Source organism: Labrenzia sp. THAF191a (assembly GCF_009363335.1).
Classification (GTDB): Bacteria; Pseudomonadota; Alphaproteobacteria; order Rhizobiales; family Stappiaceae; genus Roseibium; species Roseibium algicola.
The window spans coordinates 3,579,800-3,603,665 of sequence record NZ_CP045333.1 but is presented as its reverse complement, the minus strand read 5'-3'; the positions used below and the strand labels follow the sequence as shown (position 1 = coordinate 3,603,665).

The window sequence follows — 23,866 nt, the reverse complement described above, 5'->3', positions numbered from 1 at the left end:
CGAGACGGACCTGACGGTCCTCCTCAGGATGAGGTCGAAAGGGAGATCTCGGCCTCGCAACAAGTACAACCTCATCCGGAGGAAGCGCGAAGCGCTGTCTCGAAGGATGGGCCAAAAACTCCGGCCTCTTTTCAAATAAGACTACCCGCCGGCAGATACCCCGGCCGCTCCGCTGCCCGCAAGCGCCCCATCCCCGCGCCGTTCCCGCCCCCGGTAGCGGACAAAGGTCTCCAGCCCGACCAGGGCATTCCTTTCAGACCCCTGAACCGATCTCGCCAGCAGTCCGGCGAGATGCGCTGCCGCCGCGCTGGCGCCGCGAATATCCTCGCGCCCGGCAGCCATTGGACAGGCACCGAAGGTGGCCTGCGGCAGATCCAATTTTGACAGCTCCGCCTTGCCGCAGCGGGCATCGCCCTGAACGGACAGAACGCCGTCATACGCAGCCGGGTAGGCCTGCCCGCCACGGGCGGGTGCCGAGGCAACCATCAGGCACCCGGCGCGCTGCAACCTTGCCACGGCAACGGACAGTTCAACGGAAGAGCGCGCCATACCGAAGGCACACAGGACAATGTCGGGCGGATCTTCGGCCAGCCAGCTGAAGGCAGCGCAGATAGTGTCAAGCGTGGTTGAAAGCTGCCCCGGAAACACAACGGCGTTGAGAAGCAAAACATCTTGCGCATGAGTGCACACGGTCTGCGCCATGGCCGCGGCATGCCCTGAGGCAAGTTCAGCGCCGTCCGGCCTGCAGAACCATTCCTGTCCTGCCAGGCCCGGCCAGTCACCCGGCAAGGCGCCGTCTATCAGCCCGACCCTGATCAAGCCCCGACCTCTCTTGCTTGCAGCACCAGCTCACTGTCAAAGGTCCCATACCGTTCCGTGTCTCCATGCGTGACGACAAGGCGGGTACGATCACCAAATCGGGTATCTATCCGGATCATGATCCGTGACACCCGGTCCGCATCAACCTCCGAAAGGCTTTCATCCAGGATCAGCACCTGGAACGGCTGCAACAGGGCGCGGGCAAGGCACAGCCGCTGACGTTCTCCGCCGGAAAGGTCAAGCCCTCCTTCGCCAAGAGCCGTTTCAAGTCCCTTGCCAGAAAACCGGTCCTCCAGCTCCACGAATTGCAGAACGGCATGCATGTCTTCCTCGGCTGCCTCAGAAGACCCGAGACAGAGATTGTCCGCCACCGTTCCGGAAAAGACATGCCCCTTTTGCGGCACGAGGGCGACAACCGTGCGGAGATCTTGAAGAGAGAGATGACGTAAGTCCGTACCATCCAGAAGGATCGTTCCGGTCTTCGGGTCGTCGTGGCGTTGAAGCAGCGACAGAAGCGACGTCTTGCCGACGCCGGACGGACCGCTCAGCCGGATTTTCTGTCCTTTGGGGACGATGAGGCTAACATTCTCAAACAGCGGCACGCCGCCATCCGGTGCATAGGCAACACCTGCCAGCACCAATTCACCACCACCGGCAGTCAGAGGCACAGGTGAAACCGGGTCCTGGACATCCGGTACGGCACTCATGATCCGGTCGAGCCGGTCAAGCGCCGCTTTCATGCGCGCCTGTCCGTGCCAGAGGGAAATGAGCGACTGCATCGGCCCGATCAGGAATGCGAGGTAGGCAGTGAAGGCGATCAGGGAGCCGAGCGGCATGGTGCCGTCGATCACCGCGAGCCCGCCAACCAGAAAAACCGCACCACGCAGGATCGCCGTCAGCACCATCGGCACCGCCCGGGTCACCTCGTTCCACATCTGCGCAGACATCAATGCTGCGACAAGGCCCTGTTGGCGTGTTTCGATCCGTTTTGCCGCAGTTCCGGTCGCATTCAACGCCCGCAGCGCGGAAAGCCCGGTGATCGTCTCCGCAAGCCCGGATGCGAGCACACCCCGCGCTTGCCGTACCTCGCTTGCCTTCGCCTGGGTCACGGGACGGGCACGAGCGAAAAACAACAGTTCGACTGGTGCCAGTGCCAGTGCAAGAAGAGCCAGCTTGGGCGCCAGCACAAACAACATGACCAGGCCGCCCACCAGTCTCAACAGGCTGCCACCACCATTCACCAGAACGGCAAACGTGAATTGCTGTACTTCCCCGGCATCGCCATCAAGGCGGCTCATGAGTTCGCCGATGGATTGTTTCGCCTGCCAGCGGGGAGACTGGGCAAGGATCCTGTCGACGGCCGACCGGCGCAGGTCCTTCAGCAGCCTTGCCGAAAACCTCAAGTGCAGCAAGGAATTCAGCGCGCCCAGCGCCAGTGCTGCCAGGCCAACCCCGAAAAGGATGGCTACAAAGACCACAAGCGCGTGCTTGTCGCCAGCCATCAGGCCCCGGTCGATGACCAGCTTGGTCAGGTAAGGCGGCACAAGCGCCGCAGCTGCCGCCACAAGGGACAGGAGGAACAGCATTGCCAGCGGCCAGCGGTATGGCTCGACCAGCGGCACCAGCCACGCCGCCTCACGGGTGCCGAAGACCCGGTTGAACAGCCCACGCAGCACCGAAGGCCGGGACGACATGGTCCCGGCCCGGTCTGCTCCTCTCAAGGAAACTGCCTGTTTCATCCGTATTCCTTGTTTGCAACCTCCCCCATTGTCGTCCCCGCGAAATCGAGGACCCGGTAATTACCGGCAATGAGATTGGAGCACTTCAGTTGCCACCGGGAATACCGGGTCCCGATTTGCCGCTGATGCGGCAAATCGGGATGACAACCGGGGGCCTGGCAGGTTCGGTTCTCCCCTAGCTTCCGGTGCTGATCACCTGCATCGTACCGGCAGCCATGTCTCCACCGGAAGGCAGAAGAATTTCGCCGATACGTTCCAGGGTCTCTGCATCATAGACGCCAATGTCGTCATTCGTACCACCGACATAGATTTCCTTGCCGTCGGACGAGATGTTCACACAGTAATAGGTGTGCGGCAGGTCGACCCGCTTGATCAGCTCTTTCTTCTCGACATCATGCTTGGAGAGCTGGGTGTAGACACCGTAAAGCTTGCTCTTGTCGTTGGGGTCACGCACGGCGGAGAACATGATCACTTCCAGGCTGGCAAAATCCGCGATGTCGGCTTGCCCGGTCGTCAGATCGACCGACTGGTATCCCCAGACGAAATCGGCAATCTCGCTCATCGACTCGTCGGTGAACTTGGCGGCCGAATAAAGCAGCATGAACTCGTCTGCCTGCGTGCCGATGGGCCAGAAGGCAAGGACGTCCGGCGGAGAATAGGTCGGCCGGTCCCAGGTGGCATTCTTGATCTTGATGGAGATTTCGCCGGTCTTCGGGTCAATCGCATAGATCTCATGCCCGGCGGCATAGAGCATGCCGTCACGCCCGGTTGCCATCACCGTCATTCGGCGCGGGCTCGGGAATGTGCGGGCCGGTTTGGCGTCAAGACCGGCTGCCGTCTCATAGACCGCGATTTCCGGTTCAAGAACCTCGTATCGGTCGGCAAGCAGCCGAACCGGATTGCGCACCGTGTAAACCTCCTTGCCGTCCTTGGAGACGGCAAGCGAGGCAATTGTCTTGCGCCGGATGTCGCCTTCCGACTGATGCGCGGAAAACACCGTCTCGCAGGTGGCAAGGTCAATACCGAAAACATCCTCCCAGCGATTGCCGAGGATATAGGCGATCTTGTTGTCCGGCGAGACAACGATGACACCGGGGATCAGGTTGAAGTCGAGCTTGCAGTCGGTCTCTATCGTCCGTGCCTTGGCGTCGATCACGTAAAGCCGGTCGGGCTTTGCGGCCGTGACAATCAGATCCTTGGCGAGGGCCGGCAGAGCGGTAAGGCTCAAGGCCAGGGCTGCGCTTGCCGCAGCAATAAGGTTTCGCATCGGGTTTCTCCGAATATCTTGAAGGGCGTCAGCCGGTCAGGTTTCGCTGTCGGACGGGAAAACCGTTCCGAGCGAGCGCCAGTCCTTGCCGGCATTGTCGGCATCGGCGTTCCAGTTCCGATAGGAATTGATGGTGTCCGGCACCTGGGCCGGCCACCAGCAAGGGTCCGAACAGCCATAAAGATCGGCCTCCATCGGTTGGCACAGGGCCGCGACACCGCCGAACGGGTCGACTTCCCAGCCGGGATCGAGGGTCGATGTGCAACCAACCACAACGGTCTGCATGGCCCGCACTTCGTCCATCTTGTCGGTTTCGACCGCAGTGACGACGCGGTCAGCTTTCTGGTTCAGGGGTTTCAAGTGTCTCATTTGCCGAATGCCCTCCGAGGCATGATGTGATCCGAAAAGAAAGCCGGAGCGCCGGCGATCAACTCGCCATAGACGCCGATACCAAAATCCACCCAGTCGCGCATGAGGTCGCAATAGTGGTAGGTCGGCTTCATCGGATCGGAGAAATGGGCGTAACTCTCGTGGTAGCAGCCACCCGCGCAGATGTTGCGGATGCGGCAGGTGGAGCAGCCCTTGTCAGTGCGGTCTGCCCGGTCCTCGATGAAACGGGCGAGCTTCTGCTTTTCAATGCCGCCGTCGACCGTGCCATAGGTCTCCATGTCGGACCCGGTGAACCGATGGCAGAGATTGAGACCGCCCTCGTGATCGACCGCCAGCATGCCGAGCCCTGCCCCGCAAGGCAGTGCCTTTGACCGGCCTTCGTAAAGGTCGTTCATGAGCTGGTGCATGTTGGAAAAGCCGATGTTGCGGCCAAGAAGCGCTTCATCCCGGTAGTGCCGTCCAAGACGTTTCATCTCGTCGAACACTGTCTGAAGCTCGTCGCCGGTCAGGTTGAACGGCGCGATGGGACCGGAGGTCACCGGCGAGAAGCCGACTTCATGAAAGCCGATTTCGTTTTTCAGGTGATCCCAGATCTCGTAGACGGCAGTCACGCCATGGGTCAGCGTCACTCGCCCGCCGACCGGGCGGGAGGTGTAGCGTTCCAGCAGCATCCTCGTCTTGGAGGCAACGACGTTGTAGGTGCCCTTGCCGCCGACTGTCTTGCGGTTCTTGTCGTGAAGCGCCTTAGGCCCGTCCATCGAAACGGTCAGACCGAACCGGTGTGCATTGAGCCAGTCAACGATCTCCTCGGTCAGAAGTGTCGCGTTTGTCGTCAGGGTAAAGTCGACACGCTTGCCGAGAGTGCCGAAACGGTCTTCCGCGTAGGCAACGACTTCCTTGATCAGGGCCAGGTTGCTGAGAGGCTCGCCGCCGAAGAAGACAACATTGTAGCTGTCCCGGTCGGGGCTTTCCGCCAGCAATAGTTCGATCGAGCGCTTCGCCGTTTCGAACGCCATGCGCCGGCCCTTGGACGGCGTATCCAGATCTTCCTTGTAGCAATAGGTGCAGGAAAGATTGCAACCCGTGTTGACGTTGAGAACGATCGTCGTCAGCGGGAAGTTCTGGATGTGGATAGGCGGCCGTTCCGCCCGTGGCGGGCGGCCGTCGGTGATAATGTCGAGATCGAGAAACGAACGGATCCGCTCTGTCACCTCGAGCGGATCGACCCGGCCGCTGAACCGTTCCCGGACATCGGCTTCGGAAACCCTGGTCCGGTCTCTGAAGAGGTCGATCACGTCATTGTCGAGCCGGTCGATCTCGAACAGAGATGTCGTCGGCACGTGGAAGAGCAGATGGCGTCCGTCAACTTCGACCCGGTGCGCATTCTGCGGCTGAAAAAAGAGATATCCCATGATTACAAACTCCTGTTTCAGCGGATCGGGGGATCGTTCCAGCGCTGCACCGTGACGATGAGCTGACCTTCGCCGGTCGCCTCTCCGCTGGTTGCCAGCACCTTCAGATTGCCCGCATTGTTGGTGGAGAACGGACGCTCGGTATTCGGGCCCGCAACGCCAGGCATGAAGATGCCGAGCGTCTCATCCATCACACCTGCATATTCCGTATCTTTCAGGTGCTCGGCCTCTTCGTTGAAGGGCGCAACCGACCAGGATGCCGGCACGGAGCCGATGCGGATATCGTCCTCGGTCCCCGGCTGACCGTCCGGACCATTCCAGTAACCGACCGCATCGAAGCGGGCGGGTACCTTGCCGGCAGACCCGCCACCACCGCCGACACGGGCAACGGCAAAGGCCGGCTCCACCTTCAGGCTGTCGACATGGCTATAGACCGCCAGCGTCTCATCCGTGGCGGTGTCTCCGGACGCAACCGTGATCAGGCCATCGGTATCCGCCGCGGGAGAGACTTCAATTGCGGATCCATAGGCGTTGGCAGCGCCACCGGTGGCTTCAAGCGCACCGCTGAGGGCAATATCGCCAAGCCCAGTGCCAACGATCTGGACCGTAGCGCTGCTGCCGGCCGGAACCGTGGACGGCACGACGCCGACGACCGCAGGAGTCCCGCCAGCCCTGGCCGCCTTGAAGGAGCCTCCCAGACTATCTTCGGCATGTAGGAACTGGCGGCCGCTCAAGCTGCTGCCATCTTCCGAAATTGCGAGGATCTGCCGGTACTTCGTTCCGCCAATGTCCAGGTTGGCGCGCCATTCGTAGCCGGTATAGACGTTCAGCTTGCCCTCTAGGGTCAGCTCCTCGCCGCCGACGGTCATCAAGGTGCCGGAAACCGTATAGGGCTGACTGTCACCTGAGACTTCAAGCGTGCCGTAGGCTTCGCCCTTCTCCGGCAGGCTGGTTGCGAACACCCAGCTTCCAGCGGCCTCCGGCTTTTGTGCCTCCAGCCAGGTGTTCCAGGCGTCGGACTCGAGCGGATAGCGCTCGGCCAAAAGCGGCACCACTTCCTCGCGGGCCAGTTTCAGCCATTCACGATCACGCCCGAGCGCCTGATATTCCAGGGTTGGCCATTGACCGACATGGAAATCGATATGGAGCGCCCATTCCTCCTGTGTGCGCCGCTGAAGCTTGAAACGAGCGGCTGAATGGCAACGGGAGCACATTTCGCCGAGCGGGGCCTCAACCTCTTCCAGGTGTGCAGGTTCACGTTCCAGAACGTAGCGCAGTCCTTCGGTTTCGCTGGGGGCAAGACCTTGCGTATCCGAAAGGTAGTGCACCAGCTCGCTCTGCACGGCAGGCTCTATTTCCATGCCGTGGAAGAGCCGCATGCGAACGATGGTCATCAACCAGCCTTCGGGCGTCTTTCGCTGACCGCTGATGCGGCTGAGCGCCCCATTGTCGTCGGCCATGTGACAGCCGCTGCAATTTTCCTCCAGAAGCGTGGCACCATCCTGCGCCCCCGCCGGAAGAGGCATCAGAAGCATTAGCCCGGCAAGACCGGCCAGATGCCCCTTTCGCATTCGTTTGATCATGCTGTTTCCCTCATTTTGGTCTGCTGTTGTTTTGTGCGGCTCAGCGAGCCATGCAGAAGTCCGCGGCTTTCAAGCCAGCTGAAGGCGGCCTTGAGCGCGGGAGACGGTGCGCCTGGCGGCGGCTGCGCCAAGGCGGAAGACGGAAAGAAAGGCTTCAGGTCGCCCACTGGAATGCCCGCGACATAAGCAACGCCGCCGGGATCCTGCGGCGTCACCAGCACTTCGCGCTCGACCAGGTGGTTACCTTCGACAACAACGCGCTTGTGCAGGCTGTTTTCGAACACGGTCGGATGGGACGGTTCGTCATCCGGCCATGAAACCCGTTCCGCCCAGAAAGGATTGTCGGAAAGGCCCGTTTCCAACCGGTAGAAATCGCGTCCCGTTCGCGCCTGACGCCAGAAGGTTTCCACGACGCGGTCACGGTAGAACCGGACGGCAAGACGGCTTCCATCCTCCGGGTTCTCGAGCATGGTCAACGCGCTCGGCACCGCGGAAAGCGCGGACGACAGGGCCCAGAACAGGCCGTGACCGGACAAGGGATCGATTGCAACCGCGGCATCGCCAACCGGGATGACCGGCAGCTTCAACCGGGGAGCTGCCAGAACAAGACCGGCCGAGCGGGCAATCAACGGATCCTGAAAGACGAGGTCCGAGAACCGGCCAGCAAGTTGGTCCTGGGAAAGGAACCGGGCCATTCGTTCCCGCAAGGCTGCTTGTCCGGCTCCAACGAGATCATCCGCGCCAACGGAAATCTGCAGCCAGCGGCCAAAACCCGGATCTTCCGCAACCCAGAGCCAGCCTTCAGGGGTGGCCTCCACATGGGTACCGGCGGCACCTGCAGCTTGCGTGGCCAGTCCTGCAATTGCCAGGGTCTGCGGCCCCTTGAGGCGCTGGGCGGTAGAAGTCTGCCGTCCGCGTGCGTCGATCAACAGGCGAGCGCGGATCTCCTCACCAGTCGTAAGCTTCAACACGACGCCGTGCTGTTCGTCGGATTTCAGGATCCGGGCAAGGCGTGCCTGCCGGGTCTGTGCGCCTGCCTCAATGGCTGCACGCCTCAAGGCCTCGTCGAAGACATGACGTCGAACCAGCCGCTCGCCATTGGCCGTTCCGGTGAGGCCAGCCCATGTCACGTGTCGGGGTAAGGGGTCGCTGGCAGCACCCAGCACGTCGCCAAGTCCCTTGGCAACAAGAAGCTGCGCCACCCGCTCGCCGAGGCCTTCCAGCCTGGGCCGACAGGTTGCCGGGTCGATCAGGAGCACGCTGAGCCCGGCACAAGCCAGCTCACGCGCTGTGAATGCACCGGCGGGTCCACCGCCGGCCACTGCCACATCGATGCAGGTCACCAAATCTGTTCCCTCGTCCGGCCGCCCAAGTTTTCAAGGTGCTGAACCGGATCTCTCTGTGCCTGCCATTAGAGAGAGGGCTTTTTCGTACTTCTCGACAATTTCGGCCAATCTTTGCCGGCCTATTGAAATCCCGAACTGGTCAATTGCAACAACTCCGGAACTCTGCTGTAGTTGAAGCTTCCACTTGCCGTTTACTGCGGCAGGTGGGCCAAGCGGGACTTTCGGGAGAGGCGGGGGTCATGCCAACAGGTGCCACGATCATCGCAGGTGCCTTGAGCGGTCTGCAGTCAATGCTGATCGACAAGGGGCTGGAGCCGGCAGCTCTGGGACGCCAGAGCGGCGTGCCTGTCGACGCCTGGCAGGACGCACACTTCGAAATCCCGCTTTATGCGTTTGTCGAGATCTACGAGCACGGCGCCGCCATGCTTGGCCAACCCGGCATCGGCTGGCAATCAGGACCCAGGCTCAACCTTCACGACCTCGGCGAACTGGGTGAAGCCCTTCTGACTGCCTCCACCGTCGGTTCTGCTTTGCGAACGTTCGAACGCTTCATCAAGTTCATCCAGAGCGAGACCGATCTGCAGCTGACCGTTGAAGACGGCGTTGCCACCCTCACCTACCGTATCCTCAATCCGGATATCTGGCCGCGCAGGCAGGATGCGGAATTCACGCTTTCCGTCCTGACAGAGCTTATCCGGCGTGGTGCCGGACCCAACTGGCAACCGGATCTCATCTGCTTCGAACACACGGCGGCGCGCCCGCTGTCGATCTGGGCGGAAACCGCGGGCAGCTTCTGCCTGTTCGACTGTGAAACGAACGCGCTCAGCTTTCCTGAAAAGGTCCTGTCCGCCTCAATGCCGCGCGACAGTGGCGGTGGCCATCGCAACGCTCTTGCCAGCTTGAGCGAGGCACTTGCCAACAAGGCCCGCACCAAGTCTTTGACCGCACGCACACGCACGGCCATCTACGAGGGTCTCGGCACCGGGACCTCCGACCAGGAAGCCGTTGCCCGGCGCCTCGGCCTTTCGCGCCGCAGTCTGCACAGGCATCTGGGTGAGGAAGGCTTGCGCTTCTCCACTCTCCTGGACGACTGCCGCTACCGCATAGCCCGCCATGCCCTTGTCGATACCAGCCATTCCCTGGCGCAGATCGCCTTCGAACTGGACTATTCCGACCAGACCGCTTTCGAGCGGGCGTTCAAGCGCAAGACCGGCATGACGCCGAAGCAGTATCGGCAAAGTTATGGCCGAACGCCTGCGCGCTAGCTGACGCCTGAGAGACTGACCAACAACACGTAGCTCGCCTCCACCCCACTTACGGCGCCCCTGCAAGTTCGGGATGCGAATAGGCCTGCGGGTAAGGCATTGGCCGGAACGGCCCTAGCGGCACGACGTTGTTCCAGGAGCGCCCGAAATACCCCTGCCTGCAGTGGACCAGCGAAGAACTGTCGGCAACACCCGGCAAGGCATGCACCCGGCACAGCCAGTGCCAGAGATTGGGATAGTCCAGGATCCGCGCGCCGTTCAGCTTCATGCGCACAAAATAGACAGGGTCGTGCCGGTAAAGCGTCGGAAACAGCCTCAGGTCGGCTTCCGTAAAGCTCTCCCCGGTGAGAAACGGTCCACCATTCGCTGCCAGCCGGTCTTCCAGCTCTGCCAGCATGGTGAAGTAACTTTCGTAAGCTGCCGCATAGACGCTCTGGTCGGAAGAAAAACCGGCCTTGTAGGCGCCATTGTTTATGCGTGTGTAGATTGCCTCGTTCAGGGCATCGATCTCCGACTGCAAATCCATATCGTTCGGATAAAGGTCAGGCCTTTTTTCCCGAACTATCGCACTGCCCAGCGTCTCGGCATGCGCGTTGAGCATGCGGATGATCTCGGCGCTTTCGTTGTTGACGATGCGCTTTTGCTTCTTGTCGTAAAGGACCGGGACGGATCGTTCATCAGACCCTTCGGCGCGGTATATCTGTTGCACCAGGCGCAGCCCCTCGCCCGTCGCCGTTTCCTCAGTGCATTCCGGCAAGGGCGCACCTGTCAGGCTCGCAATCCGACCAGGGTTGAATTCCCAAAGGTTCTCCCCTGCCGGATCGTCTTTTTCAGTCCGGCCCGGAAAGGCGACATCCATGGAAACACCGGACTGAAGCCCGAGGATGTTTCGGGCAAGGGTTACACGGTGGCACCAGGGGCAATTGAGTGCGACAAACAGATGATATCTCCCGGGTTCGGCCGGGAAATCCGCATCGCCGATAGCAGACCGAAAGCCGCTGACACCGCGCACGAACTCTCCTTGCGCACGTCGACCGGCCGCATCAGACTGGTTTTCTTCCTTGGACAAATCGGCATTCGGCTTGGGCATCGTCTTCCTCCGGGGGCTGTCAGTCTAGAACCAACGAGCGGCCGGGCGCAAAACCGCACCCGGCCGCTTGTTGCCGTTATCCGCGCAGGCGATGGTGAAGAATGATCGGAACTGCCAATTCCTCTTCATCACTCAGGTGGCGCGCCAGCAGGCTTTCAATCGTCCCGGTGACCGGCTGCAGCTTGCCGGCTTCCTCACGCGCCTGCGCTTCGTCCAGCTGGACCAGCTTGATGGCGCGATTGGCGGTTCGCGAGAGCTGGAACAGCATCGCATCCAGCGCCTCGTGATCCTTCTCCAGGATCTCCAGTCCCTTCTCGAAACGCGGGTCGGCCTCACAGAGTTCCGGAAAGTAGCTCTTGTCTTCCCAGGTGTGGTGGCCATGGAGATTGCGTACCAGCAGATCGCCGTAACGAGAGAGCCTGGCAGCAAAATCGTCCGGGTCTCTCAGCTTCTCCAGATAGGCTTCCGTTTCGAGACGAACCAGTTCCGCCAACTGCCGGAACATCACATGTGCCCCCAGCCAGTTGCTGGTTTTCTCCTTGAAACCGGGATGTGCCTCCCAGGTATCGCGCGGATACGCATCCAGCAGAATGCGCATGTCCGCGGGCATTTCCGTGGTGCGAATTTCAATATCTGCGTTCATGACGTTTCCAATCTGATTGTTGGCGGGCCGGATCGGAAGACACCTGGCGTGAAACGGTCCGGCACTTCAGGTCTTGCCACAGATAGGAAGTTGCAAATTTCATAACCAGATATCAAAATCAGGGATCAACGTTCTGATTTGGAGAACACTTGGGACAGATAGAAGACCTGCGCCTGTTCGTTCAGGTGGTTGCCAGTGGCAGCATCTCGAAAGCCGCTGGAGAACTCGGCATTGCCAAGTCGGCCGTCAGCCGACGCCTGTCCCTCCTGGAAGATCGCTATGGGACCCGTCTCGTCGATCGCTCGCCCGGCCATTGGGACCTGACCGAGCCCGGGCGCGAACTCTTTCAGCGCGCGAGCCGCGTCGTCAGTGATGTCGATGATATCGAGGACGATTTCCTGAGCAGCGGAACAGCCCCTTCCGGGCCCTTGTCGATTTCGATACCCAGAGATTTCGGCCACGGTTTCCTCAATGTAGCGCTGATTGATTTCCAGGCTCGTCACCCGGATATCCAGCTGACCGTGGATTTCGATGACCGGCTGGTCGATCTGGCCAGAGAGAACTACGACTTTGCGATCCGTATCACCGAAACGCGGCCCGAAGATGCCATCACGCTGAAACTGGGTACCGTGGAGCATTGCCTCTTTGCCAGCCCCGACTACTTGCGCCAGCATCCTGCACCGCAATCGATCGAAGATCTGCAGCAGCACCGGCTTCTTCATTTCGGCTGGGCCAGGCGGACCGTTTGGGAGTTCCAAACGCAAAAAGGCAAGCGCCAGCAACTTGAGTTTCAGCCCGCACTCAATTCCAACAGTGGCGCGTTCCTGCTGGATGCAACCATCCTGGGGCATGGCATCAGCCGGCTGCCGGATTTCATCGTGACGGGCGCACTGGCAGCCGGACAGCTGGTGCCCCTGCTACCGGACATCGCTGTGCCGGCCTGGGGCATCTATCTGCTCCACGCCCGTGAACGCCGCCTCAACCGTCGCATGCGCCTGTTTGCGGAGGAGATCCGGGCAGCTTGTCTTTCCGGCCTTGGCAACGAGCCGCAAGTCCCTGCCCCGGACTGAAACCCTTCCGGACTGAAACCCTTGCAGCGCGAAGTCTAGATCAGCCGCGCCCCACGAACGGCATACCGGTTGCCATCACCGTCAACGTCAGCACATTGGCATCCAGCGGCAGGCTGGCCATGTAGGTGACGGCATTGGCGACGTGGGCCGGATCAATGGTCGGCTCGGAAGCGGTTTCGCCATTTGCCTGCAGCACACCACCGCTCATTTTGGCCGTCATGTCACTGGCCGCGTTGCCGATGTCAATCTGGCCACAGGCAATATCGAAGGGGCGTCCATCCAGTGCGGCCGATTTCGTCAGGCCGGTAATGGCATGTTTGGTCGAGGTGTAGGGAGCCGAATTCGGTCTTGGCGTCGTGGCCGAAATCGAACCGTTGTTGATGATGCGCCCGCCTCTTGGTTCCTGCGCCTTCATCAGCCGGAAGGCCTGCTGGGTGCACAGGAAGGCACCAGTCAGGTTTGCCGCCACGACAGCGCTCCATTCCTCGAAAGAAATATCTTCCAGTGGAACGGACGAATTCGAGATCCCTGCGTTGTTGACCAGGAGATCGAGCCTGCCGAAAGTCTTCGAGATCTCGTCAAAAAGCATCTTCACAGATGCCGGGTCACCGACATCAGCGGCAATCCAAGAGACTTCATTGCCGCTGTTGCGGGAGAGTTCGGTCGCAGTCTTTTCAAGGACATCCTTGCGGCGGCCAGTGATCAGAACCCGCCAGCCGGCGCGGCTCAAACCAGCGGCAACTGCCTTGCCTACCCCCGTGCCGCCACCGGTCACAAGCGCGATCCTTCCCTTCACGTCAAATCCGTCTGCGGTCATGGGTTTCTGCCTTCCAGTTCATCTTCGATATGTATGCGGATGATGTCGTCAAAGCTTGCTTCCGCCTGGAACCCAAGGTCCAGCGCACGCCTGGCATCGAAATTCCTCGGCCAGCCCTCAACGATCCGTGCAATAGCTTCATCCGGTTCCTGGCGGATCAGCCTGACGGCCTTTTCCCCCGCGACCCGCCGCAAGGCCTCGATCTGCTCCCCGACAGTGGCGGAAAGACCCGGCAGCGTGACCGTTCTGCGTGGACCGATGCCAGCAGTGTCCATCCGCGCGGCATGAACGAAGAAGCCGACCGCGGCACGAGGGCTGGCGAACCAGTGGCGCACGCTGTCTTCCACCGGCAGAACAGCCTCCTGCCCGGCAAGCGGCTCGCGCATGATGTTGGAGAAGAACCCAGAGGCCGCCTTGTTTGGCTTGCCCGGGCGAATGCAGATGGTCGGCAGGCGCAGGCCTATGCCGTCGAAAAAGCCCTTGCGGGAATAATCGGCCAGCAGAAGTTCGGTGATCGCCTTTTGCGTGCCGTAGCTTGTCAGCGGCGTTGTAAAGAATTCATCGCCGATCTTTTCGGGAAACGGCTGACCGAACACTGCAATCGACGATGCGAAGATCACCTTCGGAAAATACGGCTCGCGTGCGCCTTCGATCCGGATCGCCTCAAACAACTCGCGGCTGCCGTCGAGATTGACCGCATAGCCCTTTTCAAACTCCTGCTCCGCTTCGCCGGAGACGATGGCCGCCAGGTGAAAGATGACATCGGGGCGCGAAGCGACCAGCGTCCGGGCGGCTCCTGCTTTCGAAAGATCCAAGGTGATCGCCTCGGCAATTCCGGGCAATGCTGCTGGAACTGTTGGCGAAACGGCATCGGCCAGCGTCAGTCGGGATACTTCAAAACCAAGAACCTCCGGCTGCGCAGCCAGCTTTTCAACCAGCTTGCGGCCAACCATACCGGCAGCGCCGATGACGAGAACATGCATGGAGGGTCTCCGCGGAACTTGATGGCAGGAACGTTCCTCGGGAGACTTGCGGAGATTGGACCGAAGGGCAAGGCGGATTAAGCGGAAAGGTGTTCTCCCGGCCGAAGTACAACCTGAATGCTTCGACATTCGGCCTGTGAGCGGCCCGCAATAAAAGTGATCCCCCTGAGCCACTTTCGCAGATCAGGGAGACAACGCGGCGGCTCAACCCGCCTTGATGAAGTTTTCCAGTTTGCCCAATGTCTGCTGTCCAAGTTCCACAGCACCAAAGCCCTTGGCTTCCTGGAATTCCGCAGCAGTGCTGAAGACCATGCCGAGCGTGACCTTCGTTGCGCCGTCTTCTTCCTCGAACGAGGCCCAGGCGTCGGCATGCTTCGGGCCATTCTCGCCCCAGAGCAGCGTATAGCTGAGCCGTTCGTTTGGCCGGACGTCCGTATAGAGATGGTGGTTCGGAAAAACCGTACCGTCTGGTGCGATCATGTCGAACACCCACTCGCCGCCTGCGCGCAGATCAATCCGGGTGGTGCGGCAGGAGAAGCCGTCCGGCCCCCACCATTGCGGCAGGGTTTCAGGGTTCATCCAGGCGCCCCAGACAACGGACCGTGGTGCGCGGATCACCCGCTGCAAGATCATCGTGCGCTCGGCAGCGCCTGCCAGATTGTTCAGGCCCGCATTGAAGCCGTCCCGATATCCGCCTTCCATATTCGCGGCCAGCGAGGAAAGCTGCACGGTTACGGACATGCGGCTGCTTTCACCCAGATCCGCGATCGACGCCGTAACAAGCGCGATGGACTGAGTTTCTCCTTCGCACGAAATCACCTCGTAATTCACGCTGCGCAGAGGTGGCTGAAGGTCCAGCCAACCGCATTCGCAGCGCATATCCGGCTGGCCATCCACCTTGCAGAGCGAAATTTCGCGTCCGCCCACCCTGGTGTCGGCTTCGAGAAATTCCACGGTAACGGCAGGTGACGGTGCCGCCCAGACAGCCCTTGCCGCCGGAGCGGTCCAGGCCTGCCAGAGGGTTTCGGCAGGAGCAGCCATGTCGCGCTCGAAGACAAGCGTCGCAAATCCGTTTCTTCCCTCGCCAGCCGCGTTGGAGGCTGTGTTGTTCAGAACCACGCTCTGCGTCATTCTCCGTTCTCCTTCATCACGTTCATTACAAACGCATCCAACCTGTCGAGGCGAGCCTCCCAGATGGCGCGCTGTTCATCGATCCACGTCCGCACCGGCTCCATGGCTTCCGGAACGATGGCGCAGGTGCGTATGCGTCCATCCTTGGCGGTGGTGATGAAACCTGCCTCCTCCAGCACGGAAAGGTGCCGCATGACCGTCGGCAGCTTCAGTCCGGTCGGCTCCGCAAGGTCTGTCACCCGCGCCGGGCCACTTGCGAGCCTTGTCAATATCGCGCGGCGCGTCGGGTCGGACAGCGCGTGGAACAACAGGGAGAGATCAGGATCATGCTTAGCCATATTGCTAAGTATTTCGAAATCCACATCAGGCGCAAGAAAAAACTTCGTCAATTAGCTAAGTTTTAGCCTAAAACGGTCAGCGCGATTAAAATAAAAGACTTTAACGTCAGATAGTTATAACCGAACCTTGAAAATTAATCGCAAGGGCGAACCTGGCCAATCTGCCGTCCATCCCCCCTGGCCGCAGAAGCCAACGTGCTTCGCACCCCGTCATCCCATCAGCAAAACCCGAGCCGGCATCCACAGCCCCATGGCCGTCATCATCAGGCTTTCGGTCAATGAAACAAAGCCGAGTGGAACGGAGGAACTGCCGCCAACGCAGGCGCATTTCAGCTCCCGTTTCTCCAGATAAACCGCCTTGAATATGCTGATAGCGCCCATCAGACCAATAAAGAAGGAAACCGGCGCCGACAGCCAGACCAATGCACCGGCCGTCATCAGGATACCGGCGAAGGCTTCGGCATAGGGATAGATCCTGGAATAGGGAACCCAGCGCCGCGCCAGCAGGTCGTAGTTGAGAAACATCGTGGAAAAACTCTCCACGTCCTGCAGCTTCTGGATTGCGAGGATTGTCATGGAAAGCGACACGAACCATTCCACGGCCCGCAAGCTGAGCAGCGTTCCATATTGATGCCAGGAGAGGCCAAGCGCCAGAAGCAGGGCCACTGAAAAGATGGCGATCACGGGCCGATAGGTCGTGTCGCTACGCTCCTCCTCTGGCGGATCAAGTTTGAAATAGACGCGCAAGGAGTCATAGCCCCCGATCCGCTTGTTGCCGACGAAGGTTTGTGGGGTCGTCTCGACACCGTGTTTTTCCATGAAGGCGTCTGTCTCCTCACGGGTGGTGAGGTGATGATCTTCAACCTCGAAGCCCTGCCGTTCCAGAAGGTCCTTCGATTTCAGGCCATAGGGACAGATGTGCCCGGGCATGACCATTCGGTAAAGCCTGGCGGTCTTTTGCTCGTCAGTGCCGTTCATCGGAAAAGCTCCTCAGTCAAACGGGATCCGACCGGGAAACGACCACTCACTTCGACATGATACTGATTGCGCAAGCATGCCTGTCCCGCACCGGTCGGCTGAAGTTTTCTGACAGGCAAACGCGGCGAGCCACGGATGGTTGCGAGGATCAGCCTCCACCTGGGTTCATCGCGCTTTCCAGCACGTCATAAACCTGGCGCTCGCCCATCTGGCTGACATTGAACCTCAGGAAACCGGTCATCGTCTGCGAAACACTGAAGACGTTGCCGGGGGCGAGCACGACGTTCCGGCGCAGCGCCGAGCGGGCAATGGCGGCTGCATCCCGGCCGTCCGGCAGACTGCACCAGAGATAAAAGCCACCCTTGGGGCTGAGCCAGGGCGTTATACCAAGTGGCTCCAGCCTGCCGGCAACCTCGCGCCGCTTCTTCGCAAGGCGCACCCGCAAGGCTTCCATGTGCTTGCGATAACTGCCGTCGCTCAGGACGCCATAGACAAGATCGCTCGCGACCGGTCCCGGGCCACCGAAATTGGTGGCCACTTGCAGGTCAACAAGCGCCTCGATCCAGTCCGACCGAGCGGCAATGTAACCGCAGCGCACGGAGGCAGACAGGGTCTTGGAAAAGCTGCCGATGCGGATGACACGCTCCAGTCCATCCAGAACGGCAAGGCTCGGCAGGGGTTCAGGCGCAAAGCTGCCGAATATATCGTCTTCGATCACCACCAGGCCGTGGGCTGTCACAAGGTTCAGGACCTTGTGCGCAACCTGAGGCGAGATCGTCGCGCCGGTGGGATTGTGAAGGCCGGAATTGGTGATGTAGAGCTTGGGCTTGTGCCGGGTCAGCGCTTCTTCGAACAGCTCGGTATCCGGTCCGCTGCGCGTGAACGGCACACCGGCAACCTCCACCCTGTGCGCCTTCAGCAGCGCCTGAAAGTTGAAGTAACACGGGTCATCGACCAGAACCGTGTCGCCCGGCCGCAAAAAGAAGCGGCAAATGAGGTCGATCGCCTGCGTTCCCGATGGCGTGAGCAGCACCTGGCCGGGGTTCACCTCAAGGCCTTCTTCCGAGAACTGCCGGGCGAGCAGATGGCGCAGGTTCAAAGCACCCCGAGTTTCGCCATAGTCGAACAGGTGGCCACCGCCGGTACGTGCCAGCGCGCGCAAGCCACGCTGCATGGCCTCGCTTGGCATCCAGTCCGCCGGCAGCCAGCCGCAGCCGGGTTTCAGAACATCCGGCCCGGCATCAAGCGACTGGCGCGACACCCAGAACGGGTCGATTTCCCGGTCAAGCTGCGGCCCGACGTCGGCGACCGAGAACGGACGGGCGGCATCGGCAACATAAAAGCCGGAGCCTCGACGGGCATAAATGATGCCCTCTGCCGCCAGCCTGTCGTATGCGGTCACGACTGTTGACGGCGACACCCGCATGGTCGCGGCAAATCCACGGATAGACGGCAGCTTTTCACCAGGTTGCAGCAACCGGCTGGCGATCTTCCGCTTGACGGCTTCCATTACCGTGGCCGTGCGTGTGTCCTGTTCCATTCGTTTGTCCGCTGAAGTGTATGGCAAGTGTGTACAGTACAGTTTTGCAAAATTGTATTGCACTGTCTCTGTCCTGACCAGCCCCTCCGGATTATTCCTGCCCCTGCAACGTGGCGTCATGGACGTTCAGGAAGAGGCTACGTTCGGCAAGCCTCGCTTTTGTCTGCTGGCCTCTCGGCTTCGCAAAAGAGCAGGACGGATGCGGCAGCCTCCCTGACACGCGAGTGAACCTCGAAAAACAAGACAGCAGAAGGACCGGATATGCAGGCATCGATGGCAGGATGGGGCAGCGGGCTCCTGGGCGTTCTCATTTTCAGTGGCTCCCTGCCGGCAACACGGGTTGCGCTCAGTGGTTTCAACCCGATGTTCCTGACCTCCGCCCGTGCCGTTGTTGCGGCGCTCCTTGGCATTGCGTTGCTGCTACTGCTGCGGCAGGCTCGACCGGAGCGGCGCGACGTGGTCTCGCTCTTGATTGTTGCGGCCGGTGTCGTCGTCGGCTTTCCGCTGCTGACGGCACTTGCCCTGCAACATGTCACTGCGGCCCATTCGATTGTCTTCATCGGTCTTCTGCCCCTGGCGACCGCCCTGTTCGGCATGTTGCGCGGCATGGAGCGCCCAAAGCCCCTGTTCTGGGTATTCTCCTGTACAGGCAGCGCGGCTGTCGGCGCCTATGCGCTGTCACAGAGTGCGGACCTTTCACTCAAGGGCGATCTCCTGATGCTGGCGGCGGTCATTGTCTGCGGCTTCGGTTATGCAGAAGGTGGCGCCCTCTCCCGCCGTCTTGGCGGCTGGCAGGTCATTTCCTGGGCACTTGCCCTTTCGCTTCCCGTCATGGGAACGCTTGCACTGCTGACATGGCCGGACAGTTTGACAGGCATCGAAATGCCCGCCTGGGTCGGGCTCGGCTACGTCTCGATTTTCTCGATGCTTGTGGGCTTCATCTTCTGGTACCGGGGCCTCGCCATCGGCGGCATTGCAGGTGTCGGCCAGTTGCAACTGCTGCAGCCCTTCTTCGGGTTGATGCTGGCCAGCCTGCTGCTGCATGAACCGGTGTCTTCAACCATGCTCCTCGTCACCACCCTGGTGGTGGGCTGCGTTGCCGGTGCCAAGCGCTTCGCCTGAAGCCTCTTCTTTCCGGCCCGCCGCACACGTCTTGCCCAACCGGAATTCGATTCCGCCTCCCTGAGAATTTTGCAATATGGTTCCGTATCGTGAAATTGCCTCCGCCGGGGCGTACCGGCGGATTTCGGCTGAATTGACTTAAAGGAAAAATGACATGGGTTTCTTTGATTTCGTGAAGGATGCGGGCAAGAAGCTGTTCGGCGATGACGAAGCGCCGGAAGCAAGCGCTGGAGCCATCGAAAAGGAAGTTGCCGACCTCGGCCTCGATGGCGACGTCAAGGTTGAAGTCAGCGGCGACACCGTCAAGATCGCAGGCGCAGCCCCTACCCAGGAAGCCCGTGAAAAACTGATCCTTGCCGTCGGCAACGTACTTGGCATTTCCAAGGTCGAGGAAGAAATCACGGTCGAAAGCAGCGAACCGGAAGCCAAGTTCCACACGGTGGTCAAGGGCGATACGCTCTGGAAGGTTGCCGAGGCGGCCTATGGCAACGGCGCAAAGTACCAGGCGATCTTTGAAGCCAACAAGCCGATGCTGTCCGATCCGGACAAGATCTATCCGGGTCAGGTGCTGCGCATCCCCGCCCTCTAAGTCCGAATTTCCGCAAGCCACGGCTTCCCCGTGGCTTGCTTCCTTTTCCGGGTGTTACCCGTTGCGCTCCATGTCCGCCCGCAGGGCCGGCACCGCTCAGAACCTCTCTCCAGGCATATTTTCCGAGACGCCCGGTCCCCATGCCTCCTGGGCAACCTCATAGCTGCGCCCTCGACTTTTCCGCTTTTCAAACGGCAGTACAAACTGCCGGATAGAAATCTGAGTATTTTTTTCAAGTTTTTTTACAAACCAGCCTCGACACCACCCTTAGAAATATGATTATAAAGCTCAAGTTTTCTCATTCAGTGGATTTGGGGCGGTTTTCGGATGGTGCGCCGGCTGAGCCACAGGCTTGTCCAATCGGTAATACTGCTGTTCCTGGTGTCCATTGCCGGCTTCGCCCTGTTGCGCCTGTTGCCGGGGGATTTTGCTGAAGTACTGCTGTTGTCCCAGATGGACGGCACCTTGCCGGATGCGGCTGCGGTCGACAGATTTTCAGCCGAAAACGGCTTTGACGATCCCCTGCCCGTTCAATACCTGCGCTGGCTCGGCAATGTGCTGACAGGGGATCTGGGCACTTCCTTCGTCACCGGAGAAAGCGTTTCCGCCGATATCCTGCTGCGGATACGCCAGTCACTGATCCTGGCACTGCTGTCGATCGGCCTTGCCCTTGTCCTTGCAGTGCCGATCGGCTGTTTTTGTGCCTATCACGCCGGAGGCCTTGCGGATCGTCTATTGGCGGTGGCAAGCGTTGCCGGCCTGTCCATTCCCAATTTCTGGTACGCGCTGCTGCTGGCGCTTCTGTTCTCGCTTACCCTCGGCTGGCTGCCGAGCTCGGGCCACGGCACGATTGCGCATGCGGTGCTACCGACGCTGGTCATCGCGACCACCATGACAGGCGTGATTGCGCGCTTCGTGCGGGCCAGGCTCTTGGACGAGTTCCACCATGCCTACATCCGCACGGCCAAGGCCAAGGGCCTCAGCCAGACGCGGATCCTGCTGCATCACGCCCTGCCCAACATCCTGCCTTCGCTCCTGACCCTGACCGGACTGCAATTCGCCCGTGCCTTTGACGGCATGATCATCGTGGAAACGATCTTCGCCTGGCCGGGCATCGGCAGCCTGCTGGTCGCTTCGCTGCTCAACCGTGACTACCCGCTGATCCAGATCTGCTTCCTGGTGATCGCCTGCGGCTACATCATCATCAATCTCCTGGTCGATTACCTTGTGACGCTGGCTGACCCGCGCGTTCAGGAGGCCATCTGAATGGCAATATCCCGACGCCTGCTTCAGACAAGACCTGATGCACAGAGCCGAGAAACGCGTGCCGGACTGCTGGCCCTTCTCATACTTCTGATCGTGCTGGCACCGCTCGCAGCGCCCTACCCGCCGGACCAGATAGACATCCTGAACCGTCTTGCGCCTCCGGGCTGGCAGCATTTTCTGGGCACCGACCAGATGGGCCGTGATGTCTTTTCCCGCCTCCTTTACGCTGGCCGCCTCACAACCGGCGCGGCCCTGCTGGTGGTGCTGGCGTCCGCGCTCACCGGCACGCTGCTCGGCTGCATCTCCGGCTATCTCGGCGGCTGGCCGGATCAGCTTCTGATGCGCTTTTGCGAGGGACTTTCTGTCCTGCCAGCACTGGCGATTGCCATGATCATCGCCGGAGTCATGGGGCTTGGCCTTGCCGTCGTGCTTCTGGCGCTGACTGCCGTGCACTGGACCGAATATGCCCGGCTGGTGCGCAACATGATCCTGGTGGAACGGGCCAAACTTTATGTGCAGGCGGCTGAAGCGCTCGGTTCGTCGCGCAAACGCATTGTCCATCGCCATCTGCTGCCGAACATTACCGCGCCTCTCCTGACCATGGCCGCCTATTCGCTCTCCTGGGTCATCCTCGCCTTTGCCGGGCTCAGCTTCCTTGGCCTTGGCGTGGAACCTGGAACAGCCGAATGGGGCCGGATGATCGCCGATGCGCGCAACCACATGCGCAGCCATCCGCATCTCGTCCTCGCCCCGGGCCTGTCGATCACCGCCTTCGTCATGCTGGTGAACCTGCTGGGCGACGGCATCGGCGACCGGATGCGCGCCCGCCACACCAACCTTTTGACCCTTCGAAAAACAATCCTCAAACCAAGGAGCTAATCCTCATGATCTCCCGCAGAACCCTGGTCCGTCTTGCCGTTTCCGTGGCAACGGCCGCCATGCTGAGCCTGCCGCACATGCCGGCGCAGGCCGAAGGCAGTTCAACGCTGACCGTTGCCACCATGTGGGAAGCCCTGCCGCTGTCGATGAAACCGCGCCGCAGCCGTTTCTTCAACGAAAGCGAGATTTTGGACACTCTGGTAAAGCTCGATTTCGACATGAAACTTGTGCCCGGTCTTGCCACGTCCTGGGAACGCGTTTCACCCAATGTCTGGCGCTTCCAGCTGCGTGACGGCGTCACCTTCCATGACGGCAGCGCTTTTGACGCGGAAGCCGCAAAGTTCTCGCTGGAGCGGGTGATCGCGTTGCTGCCCTATGCATCCGACCTGCTCAACATCAAGGAAGTCCGCGCCGTTTCCGGCCTTGAACTGGAAATCGAGACCAACGAACCTTTCACAGCCCTGCCAAACCAGCTGACCGACGCCATCACCGTCATCTACGGCAAGGCCTCGTTCGACGACAACGGCGAGTTCGTGAAGCCGGTCGGCACCGGTCCCTGGGTGTTCAAGGAGTACCAGAAGCAGGACCGCACCACCGTTGTACGCAACGATGACTATTGGGGCGAAGCACCCAAGCTGGAAGAAATCGTCTACCGCTACATCCCGGACCACAATGCCCGCGCGCTGGCCCTGGAAACCGGCGAGGTCGACTTCGTCGTCCACCTGTTGCCTTCCGATGTGGAACGCATGAAGGCCGACGAGAAGTTCGAAGTCTATGCCGAGCCGAGCGCAGGTCTCTATTACGGCGCCTTCAATGCCGGTGAAAACAGCGTGCTGCATGATCCGAAGGTTCGCCAGGCGGTAAACCTGATGGTTGACCGGGAGATCCTGGTCAAAGGCGCGCTCGACGGCATCGGCAAGCCGGCCTGGACTTTCTTTCCGCCGGAATTCCCGTGGGCCGCACCGGAGCTTTCAGCCTATTCCTTCAACCCGGAAAAAGCAGCCAGGCTTCTGACCGAGGCCGGTTACGAGAAAGACGGCAACACCTGGCAGAAAGACGGCGAGCCTTTGAGCCTGCGTATCCTCAGCTATTCCAGCCGCGCCGAAATGGCCACGATCAGCGAGACAATGGCCGCGCTTCTGCAGCAGCAGGGCATTGCCACAAAGCTGGAAATGTACACCTGGGAAGGCATGCTCGATCTCGTCAAGCAGAGCGACTATGACGTTTCCGTCGTCTTCTGGACCCCGGAAATGACCGGTCATCCGGATCTGCACCTGAAGTCGCAGTTCCATTCCAAGGCGGGCCTCAACTACCAGAACTGGGCGAACCCGGAATTCGACGCGCTCGTCGACAAGGGCCGCACGCTGGAAGAAGGTCCGGAAGCTCTGGAAACCTATGCCAAGGCACAGGAAATCCTGCAGACCGACGCGCCGATCATCCCGCTGGTTCACAAGATCTATGTGGCTGCCTCTAGCGAGGACGTCAGTGGCTACAAGGTCCATCCTTCCGGCTTCTTCTACAATTTCAAGGCCGTCAGCAAACAGTAACTGCGCCTGACCTTTGCCCGGACGGTTATCCGTCCGGGCCTTTCCGGGAGAC

The 23,866-nt window shown here is 60.5% G+C and carries 22 protein-coding genes; 7 read left to right on the top strand and 15 right to left on the bottom strand.

Features of this window, described 5'->3' with window-relative positions:
* Positions 1–141 precede the first annotated feature (141 nt).
* The 7 genes from FIV05_RS16530 to FIV05_RS16500 all read right to left on the bottom strand — a co-directional run bounded on the left by FIV05_RS16530 (position 142) and on the right by FIV05_RS16500 (position 8,553).
* Positions 142–819 (bottom strand): hypothetical protein, encoded by a 678-nt coding sequence (locus FIV05_RS16530; RefSeq protein WP_152510319.1) that lies wholly within the window; start codon positions 817–819, stop codon positions 142–144.
* On the bottom strand, positions 816–2,558 hold the full coding sequence (locus tag FIV05_RS16525; RefSeq protein ID WP_152510318.1) for an ABC transporter ATP-binding protein: 1,743 nt from the start codon (positions 2,556–2,558) through the stop codon (positions 816–818). Before FIV05_RS16525 ends, FIV05_RS16530 begins: the two co-directional genes overlap by 4 nt.
* A 175-nt stretch (positions 2,559–2,733) precedes the next feature.
* A complete protein-coding gene (gene peaD, locus FIV05_RS16520; protein WP_152510317.1) occupies positions 2,734–3,825 on the bottom strand; it encodes a quinohemoprotein amine dehydrogenase subunit beta in 1,092 nt (363 codons plus the stop codon).
* Between the two features lie 36 nt (positions 3,826–3,861).
* Complete coding sequence (qhpC, locus tag FIV05_RS16515) at positions 3,862–4,194, bottom strand: quinohemoprotein amine dehydrogenase subunit gamma (RefSeq protein WP_152510316.1); 333 nt, start codon at positions 4,192–4,194, stop codon at positions 3,862–3,864.
* Positions 4,191–5,627 (bottom strand): quinohemoprotein amine dehydrogenase maturation protein, encoded by a 1,437-nt coding sequence (gene peaB / locus FIV05_RS16510; protein ID WP_062488317.1) that lies wholly within the window; start codon positions 5,625–5,627, stop codon positions 4,191–4,193. Before peaB ends, qhpC begins: the two co-directional genes overlap by 4 nt.
* Positions 5,628–5,644: 17 nt before the next feature.
* Positions 5,645–7,210 (bottom strand): quinohemoprotein amine dehydrogenase subunit alpha, encoded by a 1,566-nt coding sequence (gene peaA / locus FIV05_RS16505; protein ID WP_173013871.1) that lies wholly within the window; start codon positions 7,208–7,210, stop codon positions 5,645–5,647.
* Positions 7,207–8,553, bottom strand: coding sequence for a lycopene cyclase family protein (locus FIV05_RS16500; protein ID WP_209009682.1), 1,347 nt, complete (start codon positions 8,551–8,553; stop codon positions 7,207–7,209). The genes peaA and FIV05_RS16500 overlap by 4 nt, the downstream gene beginning before the upstream one ends.
* A gap of 242 nt (positions 8,554–8,795) precedes the next feature.
* Here FIV05_RS16500 and FIV05_RS16495 point away from each other — a divergent pair, with 242 nt between their 5' ends.
* Complete coding sequence (locus tag FIV05_RS16495; protein ID WP_152510314.1) at positions 8,796–9,821, top strand: AraC family transcriptional regulator; 1,026 nt, start codon at positions 8,796–8,798, stop codon at positions 9,819–9,821.
* Positions 9,822–9,870: 49 nt separating this feature from the next.
* On the opposite strand, the gene FIV05_RS16490 is transcribed toward FIV05_RS16495, so the two are convergent.
* Both FIV05_RS16490 and FIV05_RS16485 read right to left on the bottom strand, forming a co-directional pair.
* Positions 9,871–10,911, bottom strand: coding sequence for a glutathione S-transferase C-terminal domain-containing protein (locus tag FIV05_RS16490; RefSeq protein WP_152510313.1), 1,041 nt, complete (start codon positions 10,909–10,911; stop codon positions 9,871–9,873).
* Positions 10,912–10,987: 76 nt separating this feature from the next.
* Complete coding sequence (locus tag FIV05_RS16485) at positions 10,988–11,554, bottom strand: hemerythrin domain-containing protein (protein WP_055655176.1); 567 nt, start codon at positions 11,552–11,554, stop codon at positions 10,988–10,990.
* A gap of 149 nt (positions 11,555–11,703) precedes the next feature.
* Here FIV05_RS16485 and FIV05_RS16480 point away from each other — a divergent pair, with 149 nt between their 5' ends.
* The gene (locus FIV05_RS16480; RefSeq protein WP_152510312.1) at positions 11,704–12,624 is read left to right on the top strand and encodes a LysR family transcriptional regulator; all 921 of its coding nucleotides are present in this window, start codon (positions 11,704–11,706) and stop codon (positions 12,622–12,624) included.
* Positions 12,625–12,664: 40 nt separating this feature from the next.
* On the opposite strand, the gene FIV05_RS16475 is transcribed toward FIV05_RS16480, so the two are convergent.
* The 6 genes from FIV05_RS16475 to FIV05_RS16450 all read right to left on the bottom strand — a co-directional run bounded on the left by FIV05_RS16475 (position 12,665) and on the right by FIV05_RS16450 (position 18,411).
* Positions 12,665–13,441 (bottom strand): SDR family oxidoreductase, encoded by a 777-nt coding sequence (locus tag FIV05_RS16475; protein ID WP_152510311.1) that lies wholly within the window; start codon positions 13,439–13,441, stop codon positions 12,665–12,667.
* Positions 13,438–14,424 (bottom strand): D-erythronate dehydrogenase, encoded by a 987-nt coding sequence (denD, locus tag FIV05_RS16470; protein ID WP_152510310.1) that lies wholly within the window; start codon positions 14,422–14,424, stop codon positions 13,438–13,440. Before denD ends, FIV05_RS16475 begins: the two co-directional genes overlap by 4 nt.
* A gap of 204 nt (positions 14,425–14,628) precedes the next feature.
* Positions 14,629–15,555: an SRPBCC family protein gene (locus FIV05_RS16465; RefSeq protein WP_152510309.1), complete on the bottom strand. Its 927-nt coding sequence runs from the start codon at positions 15,553–15,555 to the stop codon at positions 14,629–14,631.
* Complete coding sequence (locus FIV05_RS16460; protein WP_152510308.1) at positions 15,552–15,893, bottom strand: metalloregulator ArsR/SmtB family transcription factor; 342 nt, start codon at positions 15,891–15,893, stop codon at positions 15,552–15,554. The genes FIV05_RS16465 and FIV05_RS16460 overlap by 4 nt, the downstream gene beginning before the upstream one ends.
* Before the next feature lie 210 nt (positions 15,894–16,103).
* Complete coding sequence (locus FIV05_RS16455) at positions 16,104–16,871, bottom strand: glutaredoxin (RefSeq protein WP_228872444.1); 768 nt, start codon at positions 16,869–16,871, stop codon at positions 16,104–16,106.
* 148 nt (positions 16,872–17,019) lie between these two features.
* The gene (locus FIV05_RS16450) at positions 17,020–18,411 is read right to left on the bottom strand and encodes a PLP-dependent aminotransferase family protein (RefSeq protein ID WP_152510307.1); all 1,392 of its coding nucleotides are present in this window, start codon (positions 18,409–18,411) and stop codon (positions 17,020–17,022) included.
* Positions 18,412–18,672: 261 nt separating this feature from the next.
* On the opposite strand from FIV05_RS16450, the gene FIV05_RS16445 reads away from it, so the two are divergent.
* The 5 genes from FIV05_RS16445 to FIV05_RS16425 all read left to right on the top strand — a co-directional run bounded on the left by FIV05_RS16445 (position 18,673) and on the right by FIV05_RS16425 (position 23,814).
* Positions 18,673–19,533 carry a DMT family transporter gene (locus tag FIV05_RS16445; protein ID WP_152510306.1) on the top strand — a complete coding sequence of 287 codons (861 nt, stop codon included), beginning with the start codon at positions 18,673–18,675 and terminating at the stop codon, positions 19,531–19,533.
* A gap of 154 nt (positions 19,534–19,687) precedes the next feature.
* On the top strand, positions 19,688–20,122 hold the full coding sequence (gene lysM, locus FIV05_RS16440; RefSeq protein ID WP_023000769.1) for a peptidoglycan-binding protein LysM: 435 nt from the start codon (positions 19,688–19,690) through the stop codon (positions 20,120–20,122).
* Positions 20,123–20,449: 327 nt separating this feature from the next.
* Positions 20,450–21,388, top strand: coding sequence for an ABC transporter permease (locus FIV05_RS16435; protein WP_152510305.1), 939 nt, complete (start codon positions 20,450–20,452; stop codon positions 21,386–21,388).
* Positions 21,389–22,267 (top strand): ABC transporter permease, encoded by an 879-nt coding sequence (locus FIV05_RS16430; protein ID WP_152510304.1) that lies wholly within the window; start codon positions 21,389–21,391, stop codon positions 22,265–22,267. It begins immediately after the preceding gene.
* Positions 22,268–22,272: 5 nt separating this feature from the next.
* Positions 22,273–23,814, top strand: coding sequence for an ABC transporter substrate-binding protein (locus FIV05_RS16425; RefSeq protein ID WP_152510303.1), 1,542 nt, complete (start codon positions 22,273–22,275; stop codon positions 23,812–23,814).
* Positions 23,815–23,866: the final 52 nt, after the last annotated feature.